Origin of the sequence: Acrocarpospora corrugata (genome assembly GCF_009687845.1) — a bacterium.
GTDB classification, from domain to species: Bacteria; Actinomycetota; Actinomycetes; order Streptosporangiales; family Streptosporangiaceae; genus Acrocarpospora; species Acrocarpospora corrugata.
The window spans coordinates 18,228-42,143 of the sequence record NZ_BLAD01000096.1 but is presented as its reverse complement, the minus strand read 5'-3'; the positions used below and the strand labels follow the sequence as shown (position 1 = coordinate 42,143).

Sequence of the window (23,916 nt, the reverse complement as noted above, 5' to 3'; positions counted from 1 at the left end):
CGTGACCGTACCATAGGCAACGTTTGCCCCAGTCCCAGAAGAAAGGCAAGGTCATTGAGGGATTCACGGCTTCAAGACACCCTCGTGCTGCATGTTCTGGGCGCTCGCCCCAACTTCGTCAAGGCAGCGCCGGTGGTCGCCGGTCTGGCCGAGCTGGGGGTACGGCAGGGCATCATCCACACCGGACAGCACTATGACGCCCTCATGTCGGACGTCTTCTTCGTCGACCTGAACCTGCCGGAACCGCTCGCGAATCTGGCCGTCGGGTCAGGTTCGCACGCGCAGCAGACCGCGCTGCTGCTGACCGGCCTGGAGGAGGTCGTCCAGCGTGAGCAGCCCAGCCTGGTGGTCGTCTACGGCGACGTGAACTCCACCCTGGCCGCGATCCTGGTCTGCGCCAAGCTGGGCGTGCCGACCGCGCACGTGGAGGCGGGCCTGCGCTCCTTCGACCGGAGCATGCCGGAGGAGGTCAACCGGATCGTCACCGACGCGCTCTCCGACATCCTGTTCTGCACCTCGCCGGACGCGCTGTCCCACCTGGCCCGCGAGGGCGTGCCCGCCGCGAAGGTGCACCTGGTGGGCAACCCGATGATCGACAGCCTCTTCTCCGCGCTGCCGAAGCTGGACCCCGTGCCGGTGCAGGAGCGCCTCGGGCTGTCCGGGAAGTACGCGGTGGGAACGTTGCACCGGCCGGCGAACGTGGACGATCCGGCCTCCGCCAAGGAGCTGGTGGACGCGGTGCTCGGGGTGGCCGAGCAGGTGCCGGTGATCGTGCCGCTGCATCCGCGCGGGCGGCAGCGGCTGGCCGAGGCCGGGCTGGTGGACGGGCCGAGCCTGCAGATCATCGAGCCGCTCGGGTATGTGGAGTTCCTGTCGCTGGTCCGGGGTGCGGCGCTGGTGCTGACCGACTCCGGCGGCGTGCAGGAGGAGACGACCATGCTGGGCGTGCCCTGCCTGACCATCCGGCCGAACACCGAGCGGCCGATCACGGTGACGCACGGGACCAACCGGCTGGTGACCCCGGCGCAGCTGCCGGCCGCCGCGGGCGTGGCGCTCGCCGAGGGGGCGACGACGCCGAGCGCGGAGCTGCCGCCGCTGTGGGACGGCAAGTCCGGGCCGCGGATCGCGCGCGTGATCGCAGCCTGGCTGCGTGGGGACAATCTGTCTCCGGCCGCGCGGGGAACAGTCGGCTAAGCCGTACAAAACGCACAAATGACCACGGCTTCCGCCGTAGCATGGCTGATCCGGACGACCTAGCAAGGGCTGAACATGGCTGAAAGCGACGAGACCTTCGACGAGCCTCGGTTCCAGCGGCTCGGGCCGGTGAACTGGCTGCCCGAGGAGCGCAAGGTCGTCGAGCGCTACGAGCAGCGGATCAGGGAGCTGGAGAAGAAGCTCGCCACCCAGGAGGCGCGCGCCGAGTACGCCATCTGGAAGCTCAAGGCCACCCAGACGCAGCGGCCGTTCCGGGTCGCCCAGGCGCTCACCGGGGCGGCCAAGCCGGCCAAGTTCGTCCGGCTGCCGCGGGATCTGTCCAAGGCGATGAAGGGCCGCAAGAGCCCCAAGGCGCCGATCTCGGTGGTCGACGCGGCGGCGCAGGCCGAGCTGAAGGGCCCCGAGGTCAAGATCCCGACGTTGCAGTGGCCGGAAGGGATGCAGAGCCGCCCGGATCTCAAGGTGGCCGTCATCCTGGACGACTTCTCCCGGATGGCCTTCCAGTACGAGTGGGACCAGATCGAGTTCGGGCTGGCCGACTGGCCGGAGATCTTCGCCGAGAAGCGGCCCGACGTGCTGTTCTGCGAGTCGGCCTGGCACGGGAACCAGGGCCGCTGGCGCTACCAGATGACCGGCACCAACGCCCCGAAGCAGGAGCTTCGCGACCTGCTGGCGTGGTGCCGGGCGGAGGGGATCCCGTCGGTCTTCTGGAACAAGGAGGACCCGCCGAACTTCGACTTCTTCATCGACACGGCGAAGCTGTTCGACCACGTCTACACGTGCGACGGCGACATGATCCCCAAGTATCGCGAAATATTGGGACATGATCGGGTGGATGTGCTGCAGTTCGCGGCGCAGCCTCGGATCCACAATCCGATCCAGACCAAGCAGGGCCGGCTGTACGACATCGTGTTCGGCGGCATGTACTTCCGGGACAAGCACCCGGAGCGTCGCGAGCAGATGGAGACGATCCTGGCGCCGGCCCGGGAGCTCGGGCTGCACATCTTCGCCCGTAACGGGACGGTGGCCGACAAGTACGCGTGGCCGGAGGAGTACCGGCCGCACATCGTGGGCGAGCTGCCATATGAGCAGATGCTGGCCGCGTACAAGATGTACAAGGTCTTCCTGAACGTGAACTCGGTGATCGACTCGCCGACCATGTGCGCGCGCCGGGTGTTCGAACTGTCGGCCTCGTCGACGACCGTGCTGTCCGGGTGGTCCCGGGCGATCGAGGAGACCTTCGGGGATCTCATCCCGGTCGCGCACTCCCAGGAGGAGGCGTACAACCGCGCCCTCTACCTGATCAACAGCCCGGAGCTGCGGGCCCGGCAGGGGCATCTGGCCATGCGTGAGGTGTTCGACAAACATCTGTTCTCGCATCGGGTCGACCAGATCCTCGGGGCGCTCGGGCGGCCGGTCGTGCCGCGCTCGTACGCGGTCTCGGTCGTGCTGCCCACCAACCGCGCCGGGCAGCTGGAGCACGCGATCAGCCAGGTCGCCCGCCAGAAGCACCGCAACCTCGAACTGGTCCTGGTGCTGCACGGCCTCTCCGAGGACCCCGGCGTGATCCGGGACAAGGCGCTGGCCGCCGGGATCCCCGCCGTCAAGGTCCTCACCGCGCCGCCCTCGTTCACCCTCGGTGAGGTGCTCAACCACGGCATCGCGCAGGCCGAGGGCGAACTCATCGCCAAGATGGACGACGACAACCTCTACGGCGAGCACTACCTGTCCGACCTGGTCCGCACCTTCGACTACTCGGAAGCGGAGATGGTCGGAAAGGGCGCGCACTACACCTACTTCCCCGACAAGAACGTGACGGTGTACCGGCTGCCCGGCCTGGAGCACCGGTACGCGCACCTGGTCCAGGGCGCCACCATCCTGGCCAAGGCCGACCTGCTCCGCTCGATCCCCTTCGAACCGGTCAACGCGGGCGAGGACACCCGGCTGGTACGGCGGCTGAAGGAGGACGGGATCCGCATCTACTCCGCGGACCGCTTCAACTTCGTCTACATGCGCGGATCGGACGCGTCCGCGCACACCTGGCAGGCGGCGGACTACAAGCTCACCCGCAACGCCCAGTTCAGCTTCGTCGGGCATCCCGAACAGCACGTCATGATCTAGACGAGAACCCGGCGGAGGTTCGCCAGGGCGAGTTCGCTCTGGCGGATCACGTCGGCGTGGTTCACTTTCGCGCCGACGACGAGCAGGCTCATCAGCACGCCACGATATTTCATGACAACCGTGCCGATGTTGGTGTGCTGTCCGTCGGTTTCGGCGGTCGTGAGGAAGCCCTGGGTGTCATCTCCCCAGCCGGGGCCCCGCACCGGGGCCGTGACGTAGACGATCTCCTGGCCGGCCACCGTGGCCGTGAAGCGCGCGCACTCCATCGGGGGTGTCTCGGGGAACCAGCCGGCCATCACGACCGCCTCGGTGACCGTACGGGCCGGGCCGGTGGTTCCGGCCGCGGGGGTGGCGAAGGCGACGACGGCGCCCGGGGCGTCGGCGACCGCGCGGGCGTCCAGCTGGCCGGCGAAGCGGCACTGGGGTTTGTCCAGCTTCGCCTGGCCGAGCGCGTGCATACCGGCCTGGGTGGCGTGCAGGCCGCCGAAGGCCCCCGATTCCGGGCCGTAGACGCGGCGCATGCCGTCCACGTGCGTGAGCAGCACCTCGGCCAGACTGGCCGCGCCGCCGGTCGTCGGGGCCGGCGGCGACGTCACCTGTGCGCTACATCCCGCCAGCAGTACGACTAAAGCGAGGTAATTCGCTTTTCGCATTCAGGGCCCCCGAATATCTCGATCAGAATTCGAGCAGGCTACCTGTTCCGGCAAAGGCGGCACCAAGAATTCAGGTCCTGGCCCGCCTGCCCCGGCGAAAAGCCCACGACATATCTGGTTCTACAGCCCATTTGGTCAGGCGTCGTACCGGCGCGGTACACAGCACGGCGGTGAGCAGTACCGCGACCACGACCATGGCGGCCACGCCCAGCGGATTGACCAGATAATCGTGGAAACGTTCGAGGACCTTCGCCACGAATCCGTGCAACAGATACGCGTAGATGGTGACCGCCCCCAGCGCGGTGAACCAGGTCCGGCGGGACGTCGTCACCGCCAGGAACGCGGCCACCAGCAGGGCCCCGACCACCAGCATGGCCAGCCGGATCGCGCTGCCGGTCAGGTTGTCCACGCCGATCTGCCCATAGGCGTGCCGCCAGCGGATCCACTCGGTCGGCACCCCCCGGTGCACCACGAACGCGATCCCCACCCCGGCCACCAGCACCACCGCGCCCGTAATCCGAACCCACTTCCGCTTGAGCAGCTGGAAGTGTTCCGGCTTGAGCATCAGGCCGAGCACGTAGAACGGCAGCAGGCCCATCGTGCGGTTCATCGACAGCTCGTCCGGGAGCGGGCTCATCCCCGACAGCACCGAGATCCCGACGGCGACCGCCAGCGGCCAGCGCAACTGGAACCAGAGCGGGGTGGACAGCCGCCAGAGGAACAGCGACATGAGAAACCAGGTCAGGTAATAGGGGTCGAGCAGCGTGATGTCCAGCTTGCCGTACAGGAAATAGCGTGGCAGTGAATAGGCCAGTTCAAAGATGACATAAGGTACGGCCAAGCTGGTGATCAGCTTCCGCGTCCTAAGAGCGGTGAAATTTCGTGATAAGTAGCCGCTGATGACGATGAACAGTGGCATGTGGAAAAGGTAGACGAAGAAATAGAGCGCGTGGGCCGAGTCCACATCGCGCAGGTCCTCGACGAGGTGGCCGGCCACGACCAGCACGATCGCCAGGAACTTGGCGTTGTCCAGGAAGGGATCACGGCGCACGGCGGGCGCGACCGGATCGGCCGTGGCGGCGGGGGGAGCAGGGGACGGCGCTGTCACGCGCCGGACCCTAACGACCTCTTTCTAGCCGCCGGCCAACACCACCGGAACGCCGGTGGAACCCCGCCGGAACACTGCCTGACGCGTCGCTACCCGGTCAGTCCGACCGTCTCGGCGCTGGCCGCCCACAGCGCCTCGGCTCGGGCCAGGTCGCCGCTGGCGGCGGAGACGGCCTGGGGGCGGTTCTTGACGAAGTAGCGGCCCGGGTGGTCGGTGCCGTCGGGGTGGGTGACGAGGTGAACCAGGCGGCCGGCGCCGGTCTCCGCGGACTCGGCCATGCCGGGAAGGGTGAGCAGGCGCATCATGAAAGTTCCAGCGGCGAATCCGGTGCGGAGCACGCCGGGGTGGAAGCAGGTGGCCAGAGCTCCCCGGGAGGCGAGCGCCACGGTGAACAGAATATTCGCCTGTTTGGAATCGCCATATTGCAACCAACCATTCCATCTCCGCCCATTTCGGGATAAATCCGAAATGTCGAGTTTGCCGGTGCCGGCGGCCCGGGAGGAGGTGGTCACCACCCGGGCCACCCGGTCCAGCAGCAGGTTGGTCAGCAGGAAGGGCGCCAGGTGGTTCACCTGGATCATGAGCTCGTGGCCGTCCGGGGTCAGCTCCCGGTGCGGGACCATGACCCCCGCGTTGTTGGCCAGCACGTCGATCCGGTCGCAGTGGGCGCGGATCTCGTCGGCGGCCTGCCGTACCGACGCGAAGGACGCGTAGTCCACCGTAATGATCTTCGGATGACTGTCCGAAATCGCGGTCACACGCTCGGCGACCGCATCGAGCTTGGTCCGGCTCCGGCCCAGCAGGACAAGTTGGTGTCCCTTTTGGGCGAGATCAAGGGCGGCAGCTGCGCCGATTCCCGCGCTCGCCCCAGTGATCACAGTAATCATCAGTTCCTCCACTGCGCCAGAACAGTATCGGTGCTAGTCTCCTGTGCGATCTTCCGGAGGTGCATTTCCCCCCAAATGCGGCGCGAGCCTCCACGCACTGCAGGAGTGGCCATGGGTTCAAAAAACCGGTCGATTCGGTTCAAGATCTTTTTGTTGCTGCTCTTACCTCTGCTGACCCTGAGTGCTTTGTGGGGATTCGTCCTCAATCTGACCGTCGGCGACGGCCTCGCGCTTCTGCGGGCCAACGCGCTGTACGAAACGATCGGCGTAACCTCCACCGACCTCGGGCTGCGGATCCAGGAAGAGCGCGCGCTCACCGCCGACGTGCTCAGCAGTGGCCAGACCAGTTCGGCCACGCTCACCAGCACCCAGGCCAAGACCAGCACGGCCGTCGACGCCTTCACCAAGGCCGCCCGCGACCCGGCCACCACCGGTGCGATGAGCGAGGAGCTGCAGGCGCCGCTCAACAGCCTCGTCGCCGGCCTGGAGAACCTGCCGCGGATCCGGGACTCGGTGGCGCTCGGCAACGCCACCCGGCTGGACGCGATCAAGTCGTACAACCAGATCATGGACGAGCTGTTCCGGGTCTACGACCGGCTCGTCTCGGTGCCGGACCTGGGCATCTTCCAGCAGGCCAGCGCCATGCAGGCGATGGGCAACGCGCACGAGATGATCGCGCGGGAGGACGCCCTGATCCGGGGCGCGCTGTCCAAGGGCCGGCTGAGCGCCGAGGAGCACAACGCCTTCAGCGAGTGGGTGGCCACCCGGCAGTTCCTGTACGCGAAGAATCTCCCGGTGCTCGAAGGCAGCATGCGCGGGCCGTACGAGACCGTGCTGACCTCGGATCTGTTCACCCAGTTCCAGGTGCTGGAAAGCCAGATCGTCGACCAGGTGCGCTCCGGCGGGCCGCTCCCTTCCGAGGCCGCCCGGTGGAAGTCCACCGTGGACAGCCTGGTCGCCCGCTTGGACGACGCCCGGATCCGCTCCTCCAGCGCGCTCACCGACGCCGCCACCGCGGTGGCCACCGGGATCATGGCCAGGATCGCCATCGCGGGCGGGCTCGGCCTGATCGCCGTGGTGGCCACGATCATCTTCTCGGTCCGGTTCGGCCGCCGCCTGGTCCGCGACCTGGCCGGGCTGCGCGTGGCCGCGCTCGAACTCGCCGACGTCCGGCTCCCCCGCGTGGTCGACCGCCTCAAGAAGGGCGAGGAGGTGGACGTCGAGACCGAGGCGCCCCCGATCGTGGCCGGCGGTTCCACCGAGGTCGAGGACGTGGCGGCGGCGTTCAGCTCGGTGCAGCGCACCGCGGTCGAGGCCGCCGTCGGCCAGGCCAACCTGCGCCGCGGCGTCAACCACGTCTTCCTCAACCTGGCCCGCCGCAAGCAGAGCCTGCTGCACCGCCAGCTCACCCTGCTGGACTCGATGCAGCGCCGGGCGAACAACCCGGAGACGCTGGAGGACCTGTTCCGGCTCGACCACCTGACCACCCGGATGCGCCGGCACGCCGAAGGTCTGATCATTCTGTCCGGCGCGACGCCCGGCCGGTCCTGGCGCAAGCCGGTGCCGATCATCGACGTGGTCCGCGCGGCCGTCGCCGAGGTGGAGGACTTCACCCGGGTGACCGTGCTGCCGATGCCGCCGTCCTCGGTGGCCGGGGCGTCGGTGGCCGACCTCATCCACCTGGTCGCCGAGCTGATCGAGAACGCCACCGTCTTCTCGCCGCCGCAGACCAAGGTGCAGGTGCGGGCCGAGATGGTCGCCAACGGCCTGGTGCTGGAGGTCGAGGACCGCGGTCTCGGGCTGGCCCCCGAGGAGTACCAGGCGATCAACGACAAGCTGGCCGCGCCGCCCGAGTTCGACCTGGCCGACAGCGACCGGCTCGGCCTGTTCGTGGTCGGCCAGCTGGCCGCCCGCTACAGCATCGGCGTGGTGCTGCGCTCCTCCCCGTACGGCGGCACCACGGCCATCGTGCTGGTGCCCAGGGCGCTGGTCGCCGAGGACGGTTCGCCCGGCTCGATCCCGCCGCCCGTGCAGGCCGAAGTGGTGCCGCAGCCCGCGATCACGTCCGCGCAGCCGCCGGAGCCGCCGGCGGACCTGACCGACCCCGAGCGGTCCGGCCCGGAGACCTCGCCGTTCTTCACGCCCGCGTCGCTGCGGACCGAGCCGGTCCCGGCCGCGCCGCGCAACGACGCCGGGCTCTCGGTGGTCCCGCAGTCCGCCCAGTCGAACGGCGGCCCGCCCGCGCTGCCGGCCAGGCGGCGTTCCACCCGTTCGGCGGAGCCGGCGTCGACCCCGTCCGCACCGCCGTCCTCGTCCTCGGGGCCGCCCAGCCAGAAACCTGGCTCGTCGGTCGCCAGCGGGACCCACGCGGGCCTGCCCCGCCGCGTTCGCCAGTCGCATATCGCCCCCCAGCTCATCACCGAGCCGGAGCGGGCGCAGCCGCTGTCCGCGCCCACGACCCCCGCCCAGGAGCGTACGCCCGAGGAGGCGCGCGCCATGTTCTCCGCCTTCCAACAGGGAGCGCGGCGGGGACGTGAGGATGCAGACTACGCAGATACCAATAATGGCGAGAAGGGTGAGGAATGACCGGGAAAGTGACTGCATCCGGCGAGCTGAACTGGTTGCTGGACGACCTGATCAGCCGGGTCGGAGCCGTCCGCCAAGCGGTGATCCTGTCCACCGACGGCCTGGTCGTCGGGGCCTCCCAAGGGCTCTCCCGCGAGGACGCCGAGCACCTGTCCGCCGTGGCCGCCGGATTCCAGAGCCTGGCGCGCGGCGCGGGACGCCATTTCGCCGGCGGGGAGGTGCGCCAGACCATCGTCGAGATGGAAGCCGCGTTCCTTTTTGTCACCGCCGCCGGTCAGGGCACCTGTCTCGCCGTGTTGGCCGCCTCGGATGCTGATGTCGGTCATATCGCGTACGAGATGGCGATGCTGGTCAAGCGGGTCGGCCAGCACATATCGACGAACCCGCGGCGGAACTCCCCGTGACGCCCGAGTGGATGGACGAGGAGGCCGGGCCGGTCGTCCGGCCGTACGCCCTGACCCGGGGGCGTGCCCATTCCTCGGCCGACGACATGGACCTGATCGCCATGGTGACGGCCGTCGGAAAGACCCCGCGTGACCCCGCGGACATCGGGCCGGAACAGTGGCGCATCCTGGACATCACCGCCAGAGCCACCTCCGTGGTGGACCTCGCCTCGGAGCTGGACCTCGCCCTCGGCGTGGTCCGGGTCCTCCTCGGTGACTTACAGGACCAAGGGCTGATCCGGGTACGGCCACCGGCCCAGGTCGCGCCGCTCCCCAGCGAGCGCATTCTCAAGGAAGTGATCAATGGCCTTCGCGCCCTCTGACGAGCCGGTCGCTCTCAAGATCCTCGTCGCCGGCGGCTTCGGCGTCGGCAAGACCACGCTGGTCGGAGCGATCAGCGAGATCCGCCCGTTGCGCACCGAGGAAGTCCTCTCCGACCGGGGGGTCGGCGTCGACGACGTGGGCGGAGTCGAAACCAAGACGACGACCACCGTCGCGATGGACTTCGGCCGCATCACCATCCGCGAAGGCCTGGTCGTCTACCTGTTCGGCACCCCCGGACAGGAACGTTTCTGGTTCATGTGGGACGAACTCTCGTACGGCGCGCTGGGCGCGGTCGTCATCGCCGACACCCGCCGGCTGACCGACTGCTTCCCGTCCATCGACTACTTCGAGCAGCGCGGCACCCCGTTCATCGTCGCCGTCAACTGCTTCGACGGCGCGGAACGGTACGAGCCGGACGACGTCAGGATCGCGCTGGACCTGGACCCCGAGGTTCCGGTGCTCCTGTGTGACGTACGGCGGCGCGCGTCCGCGAAGGTCGTCCTGGTCACTCTGGTGGAGCACGCGCTCAAGACACTCACCGCCAGCCAGCGCTAGCGGGACCGGGAGCCGCGCTGCGACACTCGGCATAGGTGGGATCCACGGTTCCCGAGGTTCGCCGGAAACCTCGTGGGGCAGTGGTTCCCGGATGCGGAGCTCCCCATGCTGAAGGGCATCCCTCAGCCCCGGCGCGCCGACCTGACCGCGCGTGCGCTGGCGTACCAGAATCCGCGGCTGCCGATTCCCATGCGGCTCGCCGCGCTGCTGCCGTTCGCCCGGATGTGGTGGCCGCTGGACGCGGCGGCGCTGAAAGCCAAAGCGCGACGGCGGACGCGGCTGGAGGACTTCGGCACGCTGGCACCGCTGGACGAGCCGCTGGAGCGGATCTGCGGGGCTCTCGACACAGCCGAACTGCACGCGCTCGGGCGGCTGGGCGCGCACACGACGCTGCTGGCGGCCCTGCGCAACCGGCTGAGGCTGGAGGAGCTGGCCCGGCGCAGACCGGAGATCTTCTCGCGTCCGGTGACCGATCCGGTCGTCATCACGGGGTTGCACCGGAGCGGAATGATGTTCCTGCACCGGCTGCTCGCCCGGGATCCACGCTTCCGTTCCCTGCCTTTCTGGGAGGCGGTCAATCCGCTGCCGTTCGAGGAGGCGACCGCGCGGGCGGCCTCACCGGATCCGCGGATCAAAGCAGGGGCGCGGGTGCTCTCGTTCCTCAACTGGGGCTCCCCCGAGATGATCAAGATGGCCGACCTGGAGAACGACTCCCCCGACGAGGAGCTGATGCCGCTCGCGATGGGCTTCTCGTCGCTGTTCTTCGAGCACCTCGTGCCCGGCCGGCTCGCCCGGTACGCCACCGCCGACTACGCCTACCTCCACCGCGCCCTCCAGGCCATGCAGTGGATCCGCCCCGGCGGCCCGCGCTGGCTGCTGCGATCCCCGCAGCATCTGGAACGCTTCGGCCCGCTCACCGGCACGTTCCCCGACGCCACCATCGTGCAGACCCACCGCGACCCCGTCCGCAGCGTGCTCTCGCTGGCCGCGATGCTGTCCTACGGGCTGCGCCAGAGCTACCCGCACCCGAACCCGCACCTGATCGGCCGCCACGTCGCCGACCTGACCGAACGCCTGCTCCAGGCGTCCGTACGGGACCGGGGGGCCGCCGACCGCCGTTTCGTGGATGTGCACTTCGCCCAGCTCAACGCCGACCCGATGGCCACGATCCGCCGCATCTACGCCGCCGCCGATGCCGAGCTCACCCCGGAGACCGAACGCCTGATGACCGTCTGGTACCCGCGCCACCGGCGCGGCCGCCACGGCGTGCACACCTACGAAGCCGCCGACTTCGGCCTGAACGTGCACGCGCTGCGCGAACGCTTCGCCTTCTACTCCGACCGCTACGGCATCCCCCGCGAAGGCCCCTAGAGCGCGCGCAGGCCGCTGATCACCTCGCGCAGGATGCTCTCCGACGCCGGCGGGGTGGCCGACTGGGTGGCGCCGGGCACGTACGCGCCCCCGGCCGGCGGCCGGACCAGGATCAGGCCGTGGTCGAGAAGGTCGCCGAGCAGGACCCGGACCACGCCGAGCGGCAGGTCGGCCTCGGAGGCGACGTCGGCCACCTGGCGGGAGCGCGGGATCAGCTCCAGCAGGCGGCGGTGCTCGCGGCCCAGATCCGCGTTGGGCGGGATGAGCGCGCCGGTGGCGGCCACCACCGACATCAGGTCGAGCGGAGCCGTCGTGCTGGCGCGGCCCCGGGTCAGGGCGTACGAGCGGACCACGGGGCCGTCGTCCACCCACTCCTCGTAGTGGCTCATGCGCCTGCCCCTTCCAGGACGGCCTCCGGTGCCAGTACGGCTGAGGGAATGAGCACGATAGCGGTGGTTCCTCCGAAGGGCGAGGGCCGGAGTTCGACCTTGACGCCGTGGCGGGTGGCGAGCCGGCCGACGACGACCAGGCCGAGCCGGTCGGTGTCGGCCAGGTTGAACTCCGGCGGGCTGGCGAGCCTGCGGTTGATCGCGTCGATGTCGGCGGCTGACATGCCCAGCCCGCGGTCCTCGACCTCGACAGCGAAGCCCTTGGCGACGGCCTCGCCGCGGACCGAGACCTCGGTGTGCGGCGGCGAGTACGCGGTGGCGTTCTCGATCAGCTCGGCGAACAGGTGGATCAGGTCGGTGACGGCCGAGCCGTTCAGGGCGGCCTCCGGCATCGGGTACACCCGGACCCGGGGGTAGTCCTCGACCTCGGCGACCGCGCCCTGCAGCGTGTCCGCCACCGGAACCGGGTTGCGGTGGGTACGGCCTGGTGAGCCGCCGGACAGCACGATCAGGCCTTCGGCGTGGCGGCGCATCCGGGTGGTGAGATGGTCCAAACGGAACAGATCCTCCAGCGCGGTGGAATCCTCGGTCTGCCGCTGCATCGCGTCCAGCAGCTTGAGCTGCCGCTGCAGCAGGCCCTGGCTGCGGCGGGCCAGGTTGCGCAGGGCCTGGCCGACGCTCTCGCGCAGCCTGGCCTGGTCGACCGCGGCGTCCACGGCCGTGTGCTGCACGGCGCTGAACGCGTACGCCACGTCCCGCACCTCGGCGGTGTTGCCGGGGGGCTCCAGCTCGGGGGCCTCGGTGGCGACGTCGACCTTGTCGCCCCGGCGGAGGCGTTCGACCACGCGCGGCAGCCGTACCTCGGCCAGCTCCTGGGCGGCCGAGCGCAGGCCGCCCAGCTCGCGGGAGAGGGCGCGGGCGGCCCGCAGCGAGAGCACCAGGGACAGGATGACCGCGACCAGGCCCAGCACGCCGGCCACCCCGGCCCGGACGAAGGTGGCGATCGCCACCGGTTCGCCGCGGGAGGCCAGCGCCACGCCGCCGTTGTCGATCGCGGCCCGGTACGCCCTGTCCACGTCCTCGGACACCTGCCGCCACACGGCGTGGGTGATGTCCTGGCCGAGGTTGCCGCTGATGATCCGGCTCTCCATCCGCTGGAACTGCCGGTACGCGTCCGAGACGATCAGTTTCTCGAACGGCGCGCGCAGCTCCGGCTCCAGTTCCAGCATGCCCTGCTCGAACAGGAACTCCCGCTTGGCTGCGAGCTGGGTGAACGCCCGCCGCTCCGGCTCCTCCCACCGGCTGTTGACCACCAGCAGCCCGGCGGCGAGCGCGAACTCCCTGGTCATGTGGTCCTCGGCCAGGCCGATCGAGGTGAGGCTGCGGGACTGCTGGTAGAGCTCGACGTTGTTGGTGAGGGTCATGCTGTTGATCAGCGCGATCATGGCGCTGGGCAGCCAGCCGTACCGCTGCCCCAGGGTGACCAGGTCGATCCTGCGGCCGTCCACGTCCTGCCGCAGGTCGTCGATCTCCTCCACCGCGGCCATCACGTCGTTGTAGCGGGCCTTCATCGGCGGGCTCATCGCGTTCTGGGCCTGGTCGGTCCTGGTCTCGGTGCGCATCGCCTGACGGTCGTCGTCGGTGAGTCTGCGCTGGTCGGCCAGGAGGCTCTTGGTCTCGGCCGAGCCGGTGGACAGGTATTCGGCGGAGAGCAGGTGCTCGCGCTGGACCGAGCGGGCCAGCTTGTCACCGGGGACGCCGATCGTCTCGTAGAGCACCGAGACGCTCAGCAGGTTGAGGGACTCGCTCGTCGTGATCGTGGCGGCGAATCCCCAGAGTGCCACGAGTGAGATCAGCGGAATGACCAGCAACGTAGAAATCTTGAACCGGACTGATCTGCTTGCCTTCATGACACCCTCAATGGCCGTACGTAGCCGATGAGAGTAGCAGTTTGCTGCTTGCTATTTGGATCTAGTTAAGGACATGTTACGAAATGTCGGACTCGGCAAATTCGTAAACAGATGTGCCCAGCTGAGGTGGGTGAGGCGGGCGGCCAGCACCGCCAACATGGCAACCTCGACGCCCAGCAGCGACCGCTCCACCAAGCCGATCATGACGCCTTCGCCCGGCAGCGCGACATAGGTGAGCGCGGCCAGCCCGAGCCCGGCGGTCAGCGCCAGCCACTCCACCGGCCGGGCCACCACCCGCCACCGCTCGTCGTCGGCGAACCGGCCGACCAGCTGCGCCGCCGCGGCGGGCAGTGTGGTGAAGACCACCAGCCGCCACACCATCTCCGGCAGCACCGGGGCCGCGACCATCGCCACGCCCCACACCAGGATCAGCCGCTCCGGCCAGCCGCCCACCGGCGCCCGCTGCGCCCGCAGCCCGGCCCACAGCGCGAAGGCCGCCAGCCCCAGCGCGGCCAGCGCCAGCTGGGTGGCGCCGCCGTGCTCCAGCGCGGCGCCGATGCTCGTGTTCAGCGGATCGATGCGATCCGGCACGAGCGCGGCCAGCGCGGTGACCACGCCCGCGCAGGCGACCAGGGGAGCGAACCTCTTGACCATGCTTCAAGCCTGATGGATGACACCTTTACTTACCATCGGGCTAAATACCGATATGCCCCTGATGCCCACCCCCGAGGCGGCATCAGGGTCGCATCAGGGTCCGCGGTGGGGCAAACCACACCCCACCGCGAACATCCCAGGTCAGCCAGTTGCCGCGTGATACCGATCACGCAGACCGGGGGTCGGGTCGGCCTCGTAACCGACCGCCTCCCCCGCGGTCCACTCCGGCGCCTCCGGCGTTCCCGCGACCAGCCAGGCCGCCTGCCGGGCCGCGCCGTCGGCCACGTACTCGCCCGGCGGCGGCACCTGGACCGGGCAGCCGAACACGCTCGGCGCGATCCGCCGGACCGCCTCGGAGCGCGCGCCGCCGCCGATCAGCAGCACCCGGTTCGGCGCGATCCCGAGCGCGTCCAGCGCGTCGGCCAGCCCGCACAGCATGCCCTCCACGGCCGCCCGCGCCAGATGCGCGGGCGTCGCGTTGGCCAGCCGCAGCCCGTGCACGGAACCGGTCGCGTCCGGCCGGTTCGGCGTGCGCTCCCCTTCCAGGTACGGCACCAGCACCAGCCCGTCGGCCCCCGGCGGAGCCGACAGGGCCAGCGCGCTCAACTCGTCCGGACCGACGCCGAGCATCCTGCCCGCGGCGTCCAGCACCCTGGCCGCGTTCAGCGTGGCCACCAGCGGCAGGAACCGGCCGGTGGCGTCCGCGAAACCGGCGACCCCCCCGGACGGGTCGTTCGCCGCGCGGTCGGCGACCGCGAAAGCCGTACCGGAGGTGCCAATGGAGACCACCACGTCGCCGGGCTGCGCGCCCACACCGAGCGCGGCCGCCATGTTGTCGCCGGTGCCGGGCGCGAGCAGCGCGCCGCCGGGCGTCTGCCCGGCCCGCTCCGCCGGCCCGAGCACCCGCGGCAGCCCCGGGCTGGAACCCAGCGCCAGCGCGAGCAGATCGGTCCGGTACGTCCCGGTGGTCGGCGACCAGTAGCCGGTCCCCGAGGCGTCCCCACGATCGGTGGTGATCACCTCAGGACGGCCGGCCAGCCGCCAGGTCAGCCAGTCGTGCGGAAGGCAGACCCTGGCGACCCGCTTGGCGTTCTCCGGCTCGTGCTCGGCCAGCCAGCGGAGCTTGGTGACCGTGAACGAGGCGACCGGGACGCTGCCGACCGCCTCCGACCACTTCTCCGGGCCGCCCAGCTCCTCGATCAGATCCCGCGCCGCCTGGGCGGAACGGGTGTCGTTCCAGAGCAGGGCGGGCCTGACGACCTCGCCGTCGGCGTCCAGGCAGACCATGCCGTGCTGCTGCCCGGCCACCGACACCGCGGCGACGTCGTCGAGACCGCCGGCCTGCGTCAGCGCCCGCTGGAGCGCGGTCCACCAGTGATCGGGGTGCACCTCGGTGCCGTCCGGATGGGACGCCCGGCCCTCGCGGACCAGCACGCCGGTGGCCGCCTCCCTGATCATCACCTTGCAGCTCTGGGTCGAGGAGTCGATCCCCGCCACCAACACGGGGTCTGCGGTCATCGCACCCCCAGCAGGTGCTCAAGCGCGAGCTGGTTGAGGTGGGTGAAGTGGAAGCCGCGCTTGGCCAGCTCCTCCGGGTCCCGCTCGTCGGCCAGCAGCTGGTCGATGCTCTCGCCCGCGCCGAGCGTGGGCAGCGCCAGGTCGGGGACCAGGCTGGCCGCCTTCGCCGCCTGCACCTCGGGGTCGGCGTTGAAGGCCGCGACCTTGTCCCTGAGGATCAGGTACGTCCGCATGTTGGCGGCGGCCGACACCCAGACGTCCGAGGCGTCGTCGGTGCGCAGCGGCTTGTAGTCGAAGTGCCGGGGGCCGTCGTAGCCGCCGTTCTCCAGCAGGTCCACCAGGAAGAACGCGTCCTTCACGTCACCGTGCCCGAACACCAGGTCCTGGTCGTAGCGGGTGCCGTGCTGGCCGTTGAGGTCAAGGTGGAAGAGCTTGCCGTGCCAGAGCGCCTGGGCGATGCCGTGCGCGAAGTTGAGCCCGGCCATCTGCTCGTGGCCGACCTCCGGGTTGAGGCCCACCATCTCCGGGTGCTCCAGCTCGTTGATGAGCGCGAGCGCGTGACCGATGGTCGGCAGCAGGATGTCGCCGCGCGGCTCGTTCGGCTTGGGCTCCAGGGCGAACCTGATGTCGTAGCCCTTGTCGATCACGTACTCGCAGAGCAGGTCCAGGCCTTCCTTGTAGCGGGCCATGGCCGCCTGCACGTCCTTGGCCGCGCCGGACTCGGAGCCTTCCCTGCCGCCCCAGCAGACGTAGGTCTTGGCGCCGAGCTCGGCCGCCAGGTCGATGTTGCGGATGACCTTGCGGATCGCGTACCGCCGGACCTCGCGGTCGTTGCTGGTGAAGCCGCCGTCCTTGAACACCGGGTGGGTGAACAGGTTGGTGGTGGCCATCGGGACTTTCAAGCCGGTCTCGGCGAGGGCCTTCTTGAAGCTCTCGATCGCCTTGGTGCGGTCGGACTCGACCGCGAGGAGATCGTCGTCGTGGAACGTGACGCCGTAAGCGCCCAGCTCAGCGAGCCGGTGCACGCTCTCCACCGGGTCGAGCGCGGCGCGGGTCGCGTCGCCGAACGGGTCCCGAGCCTGCCATCCGACCGTCCACAGCCCGAACGTGAAGCGGTCCTCGGGAGTGGGGGTGTACATTGGCGCCTCCAATTAGTCTACGTTGTGGACTAAATATCGGCGGTCGCTGGGCGTGGGTCAAGGGTTCATGTCTAGGATTTCACCAATCAGTTTTCTCACAGGTGCGCGGAGGGGTGGATGGCCCAGGCCGTACGGCACGATGCGATGCGGGCCGGCAACCTGGCATTGGTGCTCGGAGAGGTCAGCGCGCGCGGCTCGCTGACCAGGGCGGCCCTGGCCGAGGTGACCGGACTGACCAAGACCACGGTGTCCAAGCTGGTGGCGGACCTGATCGAGACCGGCCTGGTGGTGGAGACCGGGGCGGTGCGCGGCGGCGAGCGGGGCCGGCCGGGGGTCGAGGTGCGGATCCGGGGGGATCGGGTGGCCGCGCTCGGCCTGGAGATCAATGTCGACTATCTGGCGGTCCGGGTGGTCGATCTCTCCCGGTCGGTACGACTCCGTCGTACACAGGCTGTGGATAACCGTTCCGCACAGCCTGTGGATGTCATCGCCAGGCTGAGGGATCTGGCCCTTTCGGCTGTGGATGAAGCTGTGGGTAACGGTCTGCGGATCGTCGGCGGAGCACTGGCCGTGCCCGGTCCCGTGGACCTCGGGAGCGGCGTCGTCCACAACGCCCCCAACCTCGGCTGGCGGGACGTTCCGGTGCTCTCCCTGCTCGACCTCGGGCTCCCCCTGCACGTCGAGAACGAGGCCAATCTGGCCGCTTTGGGCGAGCTCTGGTTCGGCTCGGGGCCGACCGACTTCCTCTACGTCTCCGGCGAGATCGGCATCGGCGCCGGCCTGGTCGTCGCGGGCTCGCTGTTCCGGGGGGCGCGCGGCTTCGCCGGGGAACTCGGGCACGTCGTGGTCGCGCCCGACGGCCCGCCCTGCCGGTGCGGCGGCCAGGGCTGCCTCGAACAGTACGCGGGCCAGGACGCCCTGCTCCGCTCCACCGGTCAGGCCGGCTCCGTCGGCCTGATGACGCTGGTGTCCCGGGTGAAGGACCAGGACCCCGAAGCGGTGGCCGCCTGCCGGCAGGCCGGCTGGGCGCTCGGCGTCGCGCTCTCCTCCACGGTCAACCTGGTCGACCCGGACACGATCGTGCTGGGCGGCGTGTTCGCCCCGCTGTTCCCGTGGATCGACGGCATCGTCACCGAGACCCTGCAGTCCAGGCTCGGCCAGATGCGGCTGTCGGTGCCGCCGATCGTGGTGTCCCGCCTCGGCTTCGAGGCGGCGGCGCTCGGCGCGGCGGGCCAGGTGATCGAACGCGTGATCGCCGACCCGGCCGCGCTGTTCCAGCCGCTTCAGCCGTCACAGCCGCTTCAGCCGCTTCAGCCGTGAGGTCAGAACCCCGACGGATCCCGGCCGACGCTGATCTGCTCGGCGATCCGGCGGATCTCCTCCTCGGCCAGCGTGGGCGCGGGCGGGAGGTCGCGCTGGAGGACGGTGACGATCTCGTCCAGCGGACGCCCGGCATGCTGCCTGGCCACGTGATGGACGATCCGGAAAAGCAGCCGGTTGGCCTCGCGCTCGTGCGACACCCGGTCAAAGATCATCTTGTCCCCCTCTGGTCCGCCCGCCACCGTACGCCGTGCCACCGACAGTTTCCGGGATCGCCGCCCCCGCCGGGGCGGGAACAACTTCGCCGGGGGATTTCGCTGAAGAGAACCGAGAAGATTCCTGGGAGGGAACATGCCAGTCCAGCGCCTGAACCACGCCGTGCTCTACGTGCGTGACGTCGACCGCAGCGTCGCCTTCTACCAGGAGGCCCTCGGGTTCCGGGTGGTCATGGGGATGCCCGGCGCGGCCTTCCTCCAGGCCGAGGGCTCCAGCAACGACCACGACCTGGGCCTGTTCCAGATCGGCCCCGACGCCGCCGCCTCCGGCGCGGGCCGCACCTCGGTCGGCCTCTACCACCTGGCCTGGGAGGTCGACACCCTGTCCGAACTCGAACGCGTCGCCGCCAAGCTCACCGAACTGGGCGCCCTGGTCGGCGCCTCCGACCACTCCACCACCAAGGCCCTGTACGCCAAGGACCCCGACGGCCTGGAGTTCGAGGTGTCCTGGCTGGTCCCGCTCAGCCTGCTCAGCGAGGACGTCATCAAGGCCAAGACCAGCATCAGGCCCCTCGACATCGCCCGCGAGAAGGCCCGCTTCGGCGCGGAGACCCGAGGCGGCGTCGGGGTGTCGGTCTGACCTACGGCGGCGGGGCCTTCAGCAGGTCGAGCATGTAGGTGATCTGGGCCGTCCGGGAGATGTCGATCTGGCGGGCCAGCTCCAGCGCGCCGGGGTTGGCGCCGCCGCCGGTCTCATAGCGGGCCAACTGGATGGCGTCGTCCTGGTGGGCGATCATCGTGTTGAGCAGGCGGCGCTCGAACTCGGCGTCGGGGGTTTTGCGGAGGCGGGCGAGTTCGGCCTTGCTGGTCTGGGGCATGCCGCCGTGGTGCGCGTGCTCGTCCGGCGCGGCGGTGAGCGGCTGGTCCCATTCGATCAGCCAGCCGGACATCCGCTGGACCTCGGTGCTCTGGGTGGAGCCGATCGCGGCGGCGAGGGTGCGCACTTCGGGGCGGACCTCGCGGCCTTCGGCGAGTTTGGCGAGGCTGACGCCTTGCTGGTTGTGGGCCACCATCATCTGCAGGAACATCACGTCGGACGCGTTCACGGCCGGCGGGGTGTCGATCGCGCCGCAGCCCGTGAGGAGTAGGGCCGCGAGCAGGACGTACCGCCTCATGCTTTCCTCCCAAGCGGGACCGCGCCCGGGTTGTGAACCCGGGCGCGGACCACTCATCTCAGAGCTGCTTTTCTAGAGCCTGCGCCAGAGGGCGGGCACGTTCGGCGGCTCCCAGCCGGTCAGCGAGGTGTGCTGCTGGAGGCACTGGTAGCGGAGGCCGCCGTAGGTGACCTGCGCGCCGACGGCGTAGAAGACGCCGGCGGCCCAGGTTCCGCCCGGGTTCTGGGTCGGGGTCGGGCTCGGCGGCGGAGGCGTGGGGGTCGGGGTCGTCGGAGGCGGGCTCGTCGGGGGCGGGTTGCTGCCGCCGAAGTTCACGTCGGAGCAGGTGTAGAAGGCCTCGTTGCTGCCGACCACGCGCTGCCAGATCGAGTACAGGATGTGCCGACCGGTCCGCGCCGGGATGTTGATCGTCCAGTTGGTGAACGTGGTCGGGTTGAAGTTGTTGAAGGTCTGGATGTGGACCAGGTCCGACCAGTTCAACGGCATCGTGGGGTTCCACCCGTTACGGGTGATGTAGAAGGAGAAGTTGCTGTTGGAGTGGGGCGCGGTCGCGTGGTAGGTGATCGTCCGCGGCCCGGCCGAGAACGAGGTCGCCGGCCAGTCCGAGCGGGCCAGGTCCAGGCCGCGGTACTTGTCGCGGCCGGCGCTGCACAGCTTGCCGTTCGGCACGAACGCCTGGTGCTGGCCGCCGACCTCCAGCAGGGAGACCTCGTTCCAGTCGTAGAACGCCTGGGTTCCGCCCGCGGCGACGGCCGCCTTGCAGGCGGCGGACTGCGGGTTCTCCGGGCCTTCGTTCTTGCACGTGTAGACGCGGCTGGGGGGATTGGACATGGTTCCGTGGGCGCTGGCCGGCGTGGACGGCAGCACCACCAGGATCGAGCCGATCAGCAGACCGGCGGCGGCGGACGCCACCCGAGTTCGTAAGTACACCTGACTTCCTCCTTGGGAGGTCTTCCGGGTACGCGGGCATTGGGGGGGAATGCCCGATGACGAAGGTTCGCCTTTGCCGAGCGGGGTGACGCCGCCAGCTTCAGCTCTATTAAAAGGAAACCTTCCTAAGAATTAACTATCCATGAGCCCCCAGGAAGGCGCAAGAGGAGACTTCAGCAGGTCAGGTTGGCGCCCGGCGTCGTCCCCAGGATCTGGACGAAGCTCTGGTACTTGGCCACCCTGCTCTGGACCTGGGCGGGGTTGCGGCCGTCGCACTCCAGGCTGCCGTTGATGCTCCGGATGGTCTGCCCGAAGCCCGCGCCGTTGACCATCGCGTTGTGCGCGGTCATCGTGCCGGGGCCGTTCTGGGTGTTCCAGTACCAGAGCGCGGTCTTCCACGCCACGGCGGCGTCGTTCTGCACCAGGTAGGGGTTGGCGAGCAGGTTGATGCCGAGCGCGTCCCCGGCCGCCTTGTAGTTGAAGTTCCAGCTCAGCTGGATCGGGCCACGCCCGTAGTAGGCGGCCTGCCCGGCCGGGCACCCGTACGGCTGGCCGGCGTCGCAGTAGTGCGGGTAGTTCGCGGTGTTCTGCTCGACGATGTGCACCAGGCCGCCGGTCTCGTGGCTCACGTTGGCCAGGAACGCGGCCGCCTCCTGCCGGCGGACCGTGTCACTGCCGGTCTTGGCGAAGCCGGGGTACGCGCTGAGCGCCGCCACCAGGCCGCTGTAGGTGTAGAAGGAGTTCCGGCCCGGGAACATCTGGTTGAACTGGGCTTCGCTGACCACGAATCCACCGGTCGGGGGCGGGTTGGTGGGCGGCGGGGTGGTGCCGCAGGTGTACGGGTCCCAGTACCAGGTGCTGATGATCGGGTCGTAGCCCGGGTTGTCGTGCTCGGCGCGGTAGTACTGGCCGTTGGTGTAGCGGACGATGCTGCCCGCCGGGTACCAGGTGCCGGCCTGCCAGTTCGGGTGGTTGCAGCCGCTCGGGGGCGGGTTGGTGGGGGGCGGGTTCGTGCCGCCGCAGGTGCCCTGGTCGGCCCAGACGCCGGTGGTGCCGGGGGGCGCCTCGTTCTGAGTCCACCACTTGGCCAGCCAGTTGCGGCCGTTGTGGGAGACCGTCATGCCGCCGGTGTAGATCGAGGAGGAGTTCCAGGCCGTCGCGCAGGCCGCGGCGGCGGCTGGGGAGGATGGCAGGATCGTCGCCAGTGCGCCCGCCATCAGCAGGGCGGCGAACCACGCCATGATCCGTTGTCTCGTCACGTAATCACGCCTTTCCGGCGGCGTCGGCCGCGCGGGGTGTCGGCCCTGCGCAGGTCAAGGCACCAGTCAAGTCCGGAAATTTCGTGCTTTCGCATCGCCCAGGTGACGGGACCGGCAGATCGTGGCTGCCAGGGGCGATGGCCTGCGATTTCCGTACGTTAGCTGGCTTGACGTGTTTGTGACATTAAATGCGGCTCAAGGGAGGCATAAGAGAACCTTGAGTCAATAGGTCGTTCAGAAGTCGAAGCACTCGACGTGGATCCGGCGGGCCGGTACTCCGGCGCGGCGCAGGGCGTTCCTGGCGGCCGTGGTCATGCCGGTCGGGCCGCAGATGTAGACGTCGTGGTCGGCCAGGCCGGGGACGAGCACCCGGAGTGCCCGGCCGGTGAGCGGGACCACGCGGGCCTCGTCGACCGTGTAGAGGACGGTGGCGCCGCGGCGGGCGGCGATGGCGTCGAGTTCGTCGCGCAGCACGAGGTCCTCGTCGCGGCGGGCCATGTAGACGAGGGTGAGGTGTCCCGGCAGGGTCTCGAAGAGTGTGCGCAGCGGGCTTATGCCGACTCCGCCGCCGATCAGCAGGACTCGGGCGTTGCGTCTGCGGGCGGCCGTGAGCGCGCCGTACGGGCCTTCGGCCACGACCCGGGTGCCCGGGCGTAGCCGGGAGAGCGCGCGGCTGTGGTCGCCGATGACCTTGACGGTGATCCGGAGGTAGCGCGGGTTGACGGGCGCCGACAGCGAGTACGGGTTCGCCGTCCACCACATTCCGGGCGCGAGGAAGCGCCAGCGGAAGAACTGCCCGGGTTCCGCGCGCAGGTCGTCGAGGTGTGTCCCGGACAGGTAGACCGAGATCACACTGGCGGACTCCCATCGGGTCTCGACGATGCGGAGGCGGTGGCGGAGGGCCTGCCGTACCGGGCTGAGGAAGCGGCACCAGAGCAGGGCCGCGCTGACGCTCAGGTAGAGGGCCAGCCAGAGCAGGCGGGCCAGGCCGCCGCCGGCGAAGTCGGGGCCGGTGAGCTGGTGGGAGAAGGCCGCGAACACCGCGACATAGGTGAAGAAATGCAGGTAGTGCCAGATCTCGTAGCGCATCAGCCGTCTGATGCCGCGCGCCGACACGACGCCCACGCCGATCAGCAGGGCCAGCCCGAGTGTCGCCTCCCAGATGCCCTCGCCGTCGGTCAGCAGGCGCGCCGTGCCGGTGAGCAGACCGGCTTCCGCGCTGTGCGCGGCGACGACGAACACCATGTGGGCGACCGAGAGGATGATCGTCCAGCGTCCGCCGAGCGCGTGCCAGCGGGCCAGCCGGTCGGTGCCGACGCCCCGGTCGAGGAAGGGCATCCTGGCCATCAGGCCGAGCAGGATGGCGCACGCGTACCCGGCCAGCAGGCCCGAGAGCCGCCCGGCCCAGGCGAACCAGTCGACCGCCCCCACGACGGACGAAAGGTCTGCCCAGCACCGGGCGGTCGCGGCAACCGCGCCGACGGAGATCAGCGTCAGCACGACACCGGGGTTCGCCTGCCAGGGGAAGACCGGGCGAGGGGGTGTCGGGCGGCGCTTTCGCTTCGTCGGCGCGGAGATCTTGGGCTCGGTGAGGGTCATCGTGCGCCGAGCCGGGTCAGTTCGCCGGTGCGGGCCTGCGACATGGTCTGCGCGAAGGCCTTGGTCTCCCGGTCGGCGCCGGAGTCCTGCTCGCCCTTGGCCACCAGGACGGACTGCCGGAGGTAGTCCCCGACGTGTTCGGCGAAGAGGCGGTCGAAGGTGGCGTCTCTGGTCTTGGTGAGGATGAGCAGGTCGTCCGGAGTGACGATGCCGGGAATGTCGTGACCGTCGTGGATATCGGTCTCGGGCACTCCGGCCCGGCCGAGCAGGGCGCGCAGCCGGGTCAGCTGCTCCCGGTGTTCGCCGTTCATCGCCGTCGCGAGCTGGATGACCTGCGGGTTCGCGGTGTGCTCCGGCACTGACTCGATCAGCACCAGGGCCTGCTCGGTCATCGGGATGAGCAGCTGCAACCAGGCGACGTCGGTCGCGTTGAACGTGCTCGCGGCGACCGGTTCCGCCACCGCGGGCGGCGTTTCCGGCCGCGCGCAGCCCGCCACCAGCATGGCGGTGATCAATCCGATGGCTGCGACTCTCATCTACACCCC

23 protein-coding genes are annotated in these 23,916 nt (G+C 69.7%); 9 read left to right on the top strand and 14 right to left on the bottom strand.

Annotation, left to right across the window (positions count from 1 at the left end; translation table 11 throughout):
* Positions 1-84: 84 nt before the first annotated feature.
* Both wecB and Acor_RS36245 read left to right on the top strand, forming a co-directional pair.
* A complete protein-coding gene (gene wecB / locus Acor_RS36250) occupies positions 85-1,194 on the top strand; it encodes a non-hydrolyzing UDP-N-acetylglucosamine 2-epimerase (protein ID WP_174876244.1) in 1,110 nt (369 codons plus the stop codon).
* Between the two features lie 75 nt (positions 1,195-1,269).
* Positions 1,270-3,336 (top strand): glycosyltransferase family protein, encoded by a 2,067-nt coding sequence (locus tag Acor_RS36245; protein WP_155341291.1) that lies wholly within the window; start codon positions 1,270-1,272, stop codon positions 3,334-3,336.
* Here Acor_RS36245 and Acor_RS36240 read toward each other — a convergent pair.
* The 3 genes from Acor_RS36240 to Acor_RS36230 form a co-directional block, all read right to left on the bottom strand.
* Positions 3,333-3,932 (bottom strand): hypothetical protein, encoded by a 600-nt coding sequence (locus Acor_RS36240; RefSeq protein ID WP_155341290.1) that lies wholly within the window; start codon positions 3,930-3,932, stop codon positions 3,333-3,335. The two genes, Acor_RS36245 and Acor_RS36240, sit on opposite strands and share 4 nt — an antisense overlap.
* 127 nt (positions 3,933-4,059) lie before the next feature.
* Entirely contained in the window at positions 4,060-5,097 is a 1,038-nt protein-coding gene (locus tag Acor_RS36235) for an acyltransferase family protein (protein WP_246239596.1), read from the bottom strand.
* Between the two features lie 89 nt (positions 5,098-5,186).
* Entirely contained in the window at positions 5,187-5,984 is a 798-nt protein-coding gene (locus Acor_RS36230; protein WP_155341289.1) for an SDR family NAD(P)-dependent oxidoreductase, read from the bottom strand.
* Positions 5,985-6,137: 153 nt separating this feature from the next.
* On the opposite strand from Acor_RS36230, the gene Acor_RS36225 reads away from it, so the two are divergent.
* From Acor_RS36225 to Acor_RS36205, 5 genes are all read left to right on the top strand, one after another.
* Positions 6,138-8,570 carry a sensor histidine kinase gene (locus Acor_RS36225; protein WP_170317252.1) on the top strand — a complete coding sequence of 811 codons (2,433 nt, stop codon included), beginning with the start codon at positions 6,138-6,140 and terminating at the stop codon, positions 8,568-8,570.
* On the top strand, positions 8,567-8,974 hold the full coding sequence (locus tag Acor_RS36220; protein ID WP_155341287.1) for a roadblock/LC7 domain-containing protein: 408 nt from the start codon (positions 8,567-8,569) through the stop codon (positions 8,972-8,974). The genes Acor_RS36225 and Acor_RS36220 overlap by 4 nt, the downstream gene beginning before the upstream one ends.
* Positions 8,971-9,336, top strand: coding sequence for a DUF742 domain-containing protein (locus tag Acor_RS36215; protein ID WP_308805711.1), 366 nt, complete (start codon positions 8,971-8,973; stop codon positions 9,334-9,336). Before Acor_RS36220 ends, Acor_RS36215 begins: the two co-directional genes overlap by 4 nt.
* Positions 9,317-9,892: a GTP-binding protein gene (locus tag Acor_RS36210; RefSeq protein ID WP_155341286.1), complete on the top strand. Its 576-nt coding sequence runs from the start codon at positions 9,317-9,319 to the stop codon at positions 9,890-9,892. The genes Acor_RS36215 and Acor_RS36210 overlap by 20 nt, the downstream gene beginning before the upstream one ends.
* Positions 9,893-9,997: 105 nt before the next feature.
* The gene (locus Acor_RS36205; protein ID WP_155341285.1) at positions 9,998-11,263 is read left to right on the top strand and encodes a sulfotransferase family protein; all 1,266 of its coding nucleotides are present in this window, start codon (positions 9,998-10,000) and stop codon (positions 11,261-11,263) included.
* Here the strand turns inward: Acor_RS36205 and Acor_RS36200 are convergent.
* From Acor_RS36200 to xylA, 5 genes are all read right to left on the bottom strand, one after another.
* Entirely contained in the window at positions 11,260-11,652 is a 393-nt protein-coding gene (locus Acor_RS36200) for a DUF742 domain-containing protein (protein WP_155341284.1), read from the bottom strand. The two genes, Acor_RS36205 and Acor_RS36200, sit on opposite strands and share 4 nt — an antisense overlap.
* On the bottom strand, positions 11,649-13,523 hold the full coding sequence (locus Acor_RS36195; RefSeq protein WP_170317251.1) for a sensor histidine kinase: 1,875 nt from the start codon (positions 13,521-13,523) through the stop codon (positions 11,649-11,651). The genes Acor_RS36200 and Acor_RS36195 overlap by 4 nt, the downstream gene beginning before the upstream one ends.
* A 90-nt stretch (positions 13,524-13,613) precedes the next feature.
* The gene (locus Acor_RS36190; protein WP_174876243.1) at positions 13,614-14,216 is read right to left on the bottom strand and encodes a DUF998 domain-containing protein; all 603 of its coding nucleotides are present in this window, start codon (positions 14,214-14,216) and stop codon (positions 13,614-13,616) included.
* 141 nt (positions 14,217-14,357) lie between these two features.
* Positions 14,358-15,734, bottom strand: a complete 1,377-nt coding sequence (gene xylB / locus Acor_RS36185) for a xylulokinase (RefSeq protein ID WP_155341282.1) — start codon at positions 15,732-15,734, stop codon at positions 14,358-14,360.
* A complete protein-coding gene (gene xylA / locus Acor_RS36180; protein ID WP_155341281.1) occupies positions 15,731-16,873 on the bottom strand; it encodes a xylose isomerase in 1,143 nt (380 codons plus the stop codon). The genes xylB and xylA overlap by 4 nt, the downstream gene beginning before the upstream one ends.
* 117 nt (positions 16,874-16,990) lie before the next feature.
* Between xylA and Acor_RS36175 the strand changes: the two genes are divergently transcribed.
* Positions 16,991-18,193: an ROK family transcriptional regulator gene (locus tag Acor_RS36175; RefSeq protein WP_155341280.1), complete on the top strand. Its 1,203-nt coding sequence runs from the start codon at positions 16,991-16,993 to the stop codon at positions 18,191-18,193.
* A 2-nt stretch (positions 18,194-18,195) separates the two neighbouring features.
* Here Acor_RS36175 and Acor_RS36170 read toward each other — a convergent pair whose 3' ends face one another.
* On the bottom strand, positions 18,196-18,408 hold the full coding sequence (locus Acor_RS36170) for a hypothetical protein (RefSeq protein ID WP_155341279.1): 213 nt from the start codon (positions 18,406-18,408) through the stop codon (positions 18,196-18,198).
* A 136-nt stretch (positions 18,409-18,544) separates the two neighbouring features.
* On the opposite strand from Acor_RS36170, the gene Acor_RS36165 reads away from it, so the two are divergent.
* Positions 18,545-19,048, top strand: coding sequence for a VOC family protein (locus Acor_RS36165; protein WP_155341278.1), 504 nt, complete (start codon positions 18,545-18,547; stop codon positions 19,046-19,048).
* 1 nt (position 19,049) lies between these two features.
* Here the strand turns inward: Acor_RS36165 and Acor_RS36160 are convergent, their stop codons facing one another.
* The 5 genes from Acor_RS36160 to Acor_RS36140 form a co-directional block, all read right to left on the bottom strand.
* Positions 19,050-19,583, bottom strand: coding sequence for a DUF305 domain-containing protein (locus Acor_RS36160; protein WP_155341277.1), 534 nt, complete (start codon positions 19,581-19,583; stop codon positions 19,050-19,052).
* A 72-nt stretch (positions 19,584-19,655) separates the two neighbouring features.
* Positions 19,656-20,513, bottom strand: a complete 858-nt coding sequence (locus Acor_RS36155) for a lytic polysaccharide monooxygenase auxiliary activity family 9 protein (RefSeq protein WP_218034703.1) — start codon at positions 20,511-20,513, stop codon at positions 19,656-19,658.
* Between the two features lie 173 nt (positions 20,514-20,686).
* Entirely contained in the window at positions 20,687-21,754 is a 1,068-nt protein-coding gene (locus Acor_RS36150; RefSeq protein WP_422664857.1) for a glycoside hydrolase family 19 protein, read from the bottom strand.
* Positions 21,755-22,006: 252 nt separating this feature from the next.
* On the bottom strand, positions 22,007-23,371 hold the full coding sequence (locus Acor_RS36145) for a ferredoxin reductase family protein (RefSeq protein WP_155341275.1): 1,365 nt from the start codon (positions 23,369-23,371) through the stop codon (positions 22,007-22,009).
* Entirely contained in the window at positions 23,368-23,907 is a 540-nt protein-coding gene (locus Acor_RS36140; RefSeq protein WP_155341274.1) for a DUF305 domain-containing protein, read from the bottom strand. The genes Acor_RS36145 and Acor_RS36140 overlap by 4 nt, the downstream gene beginning before the upstream one ends.
* Between the last annotated feature and the right edge of the window lie 9 nt (positions 23,908-23,916).

What these genes read in the sequence shown, in the direction of transcription:
- Acor_RS36245 (WP_155341291.1), top strand. Translation starts at nt 1,270, where the DNA reads ATGGCTGAAAGCGACGAGACCTTCGACGAGCCTCGGTTCCAGCGGCTC.
- Acor_RS36230 (WP_155341289.1), bottom strand. Translation starts at nt 5,984, where the DNA reads ATGATTACTGTGATCACTGGGGCGAGCGCGGGAATCGGCGCAGCTGCC.
- Acor_RS36220 (WP_155341287.1), top strand. Translation starts at nt 8,567, where the DNA reads ATGACCGGGAAAGTGACTGCATCCGGCGAGCTGAACTGGTTGCTGGAC.
- Acor_RS36210 (WP_155341286.1), top strand. Translation starts at nt 9,317, where the DNA reads ATGGCCTTCGCGCCCTCTGACGAGCCGGTCGCTCTCAAGATCCTCGTC.
- Acor_RS36205 (WP_155341285.1), top strand. Translation starts at nt 9,998, where the DNA reads ATGCTGAAGGGCATCCCTCAGCCCCGGCGCGCCGACCTGACCGCGCGT.
- Acor_RS36200 (WP_155341284.1), bottom strand. Translation starts at nt 11,652, where the DNA reads ATGAGCCACTACGAGGAGTGGGTGGACGACGGCCCCGTGGTCCGCTCG.
- Acor_RS36190 (WP_174876243.1), bottom strand. Translation starts at nt 14,216, where the DNA reads ATGGTCAAGAGGTTCGCTCCCCTGGTCGCCTGCGCGGGCGTGGTCACC.
- xylB (WP_155341282.1), bottom strand. Translation starts at nt 15,734, where the DNA reads ATGACCGCAGACCCCGTGTTGGTGGCGGGGATCGACTCCTCGACCCAG.
- xylA (WP_155341281.1), bottom strand. Translation starts at nt 16,873, where the DNA reads ATGTACACCCCCACTCCCGAGGACCGCTTCACGTTCGGGCTGTGGACG.
- Acor_RS36175 (WP_155341280.1), top strand. Translation starts at nt 16,991, where the DNA reads ATGGCCCAGGCCGTACGGCACGATGCGATGCGGGCCGGCAACCTGGCA.
- Acor_RS36170 (WP_155341279.1), bottom strand. Translation starts at nt 18,408, where the DNA reads ATGATCTTTGACCGGGTGTCGCACGAGCGCGAGGCCAACCGGCTGCTT.
- Acor_RS36165 (WP_155341278.1), top strand. Translation starts at nt 18,545, where the DNA reads ATGCCAGTCCAGCGCCTGAACCACGCCGTGCTCTACGTGCGTGACGTC.
- Acor_RS36160 (WP_155341277.1), bottom strand. Translation starts at nt 19,583, where the DNA reads ATGAGGCGGTACGTCCTGCTCGCGGCCCTACTCCTCACGGGCTGCGGC.
- Acor_RS36150 (WP_422664857.1), bottom strand. Translation starts at nt 21,754, where the DNA reads ATGGCGTGGTTCGCCGCCCTGCTGATGGCGGGCGCACTGGCGACGATC.
- Acor_RS36145 (WP_155341275.1), bottom strand. Translation starts at nt 23,371, where the DNA reads ATGACCCTCACCGAGCCCAAGATCTCCGCGCCGACGAAGCGAAAGCGC.
- Acor_RS36140 (WP_155341274.1), bottom strand. Translation starts at nt 23,907, where the DNA reads ATGAGAGTCGCAGCCATCGGATTGATCACCGCCATGCTGGTGGCGGGC.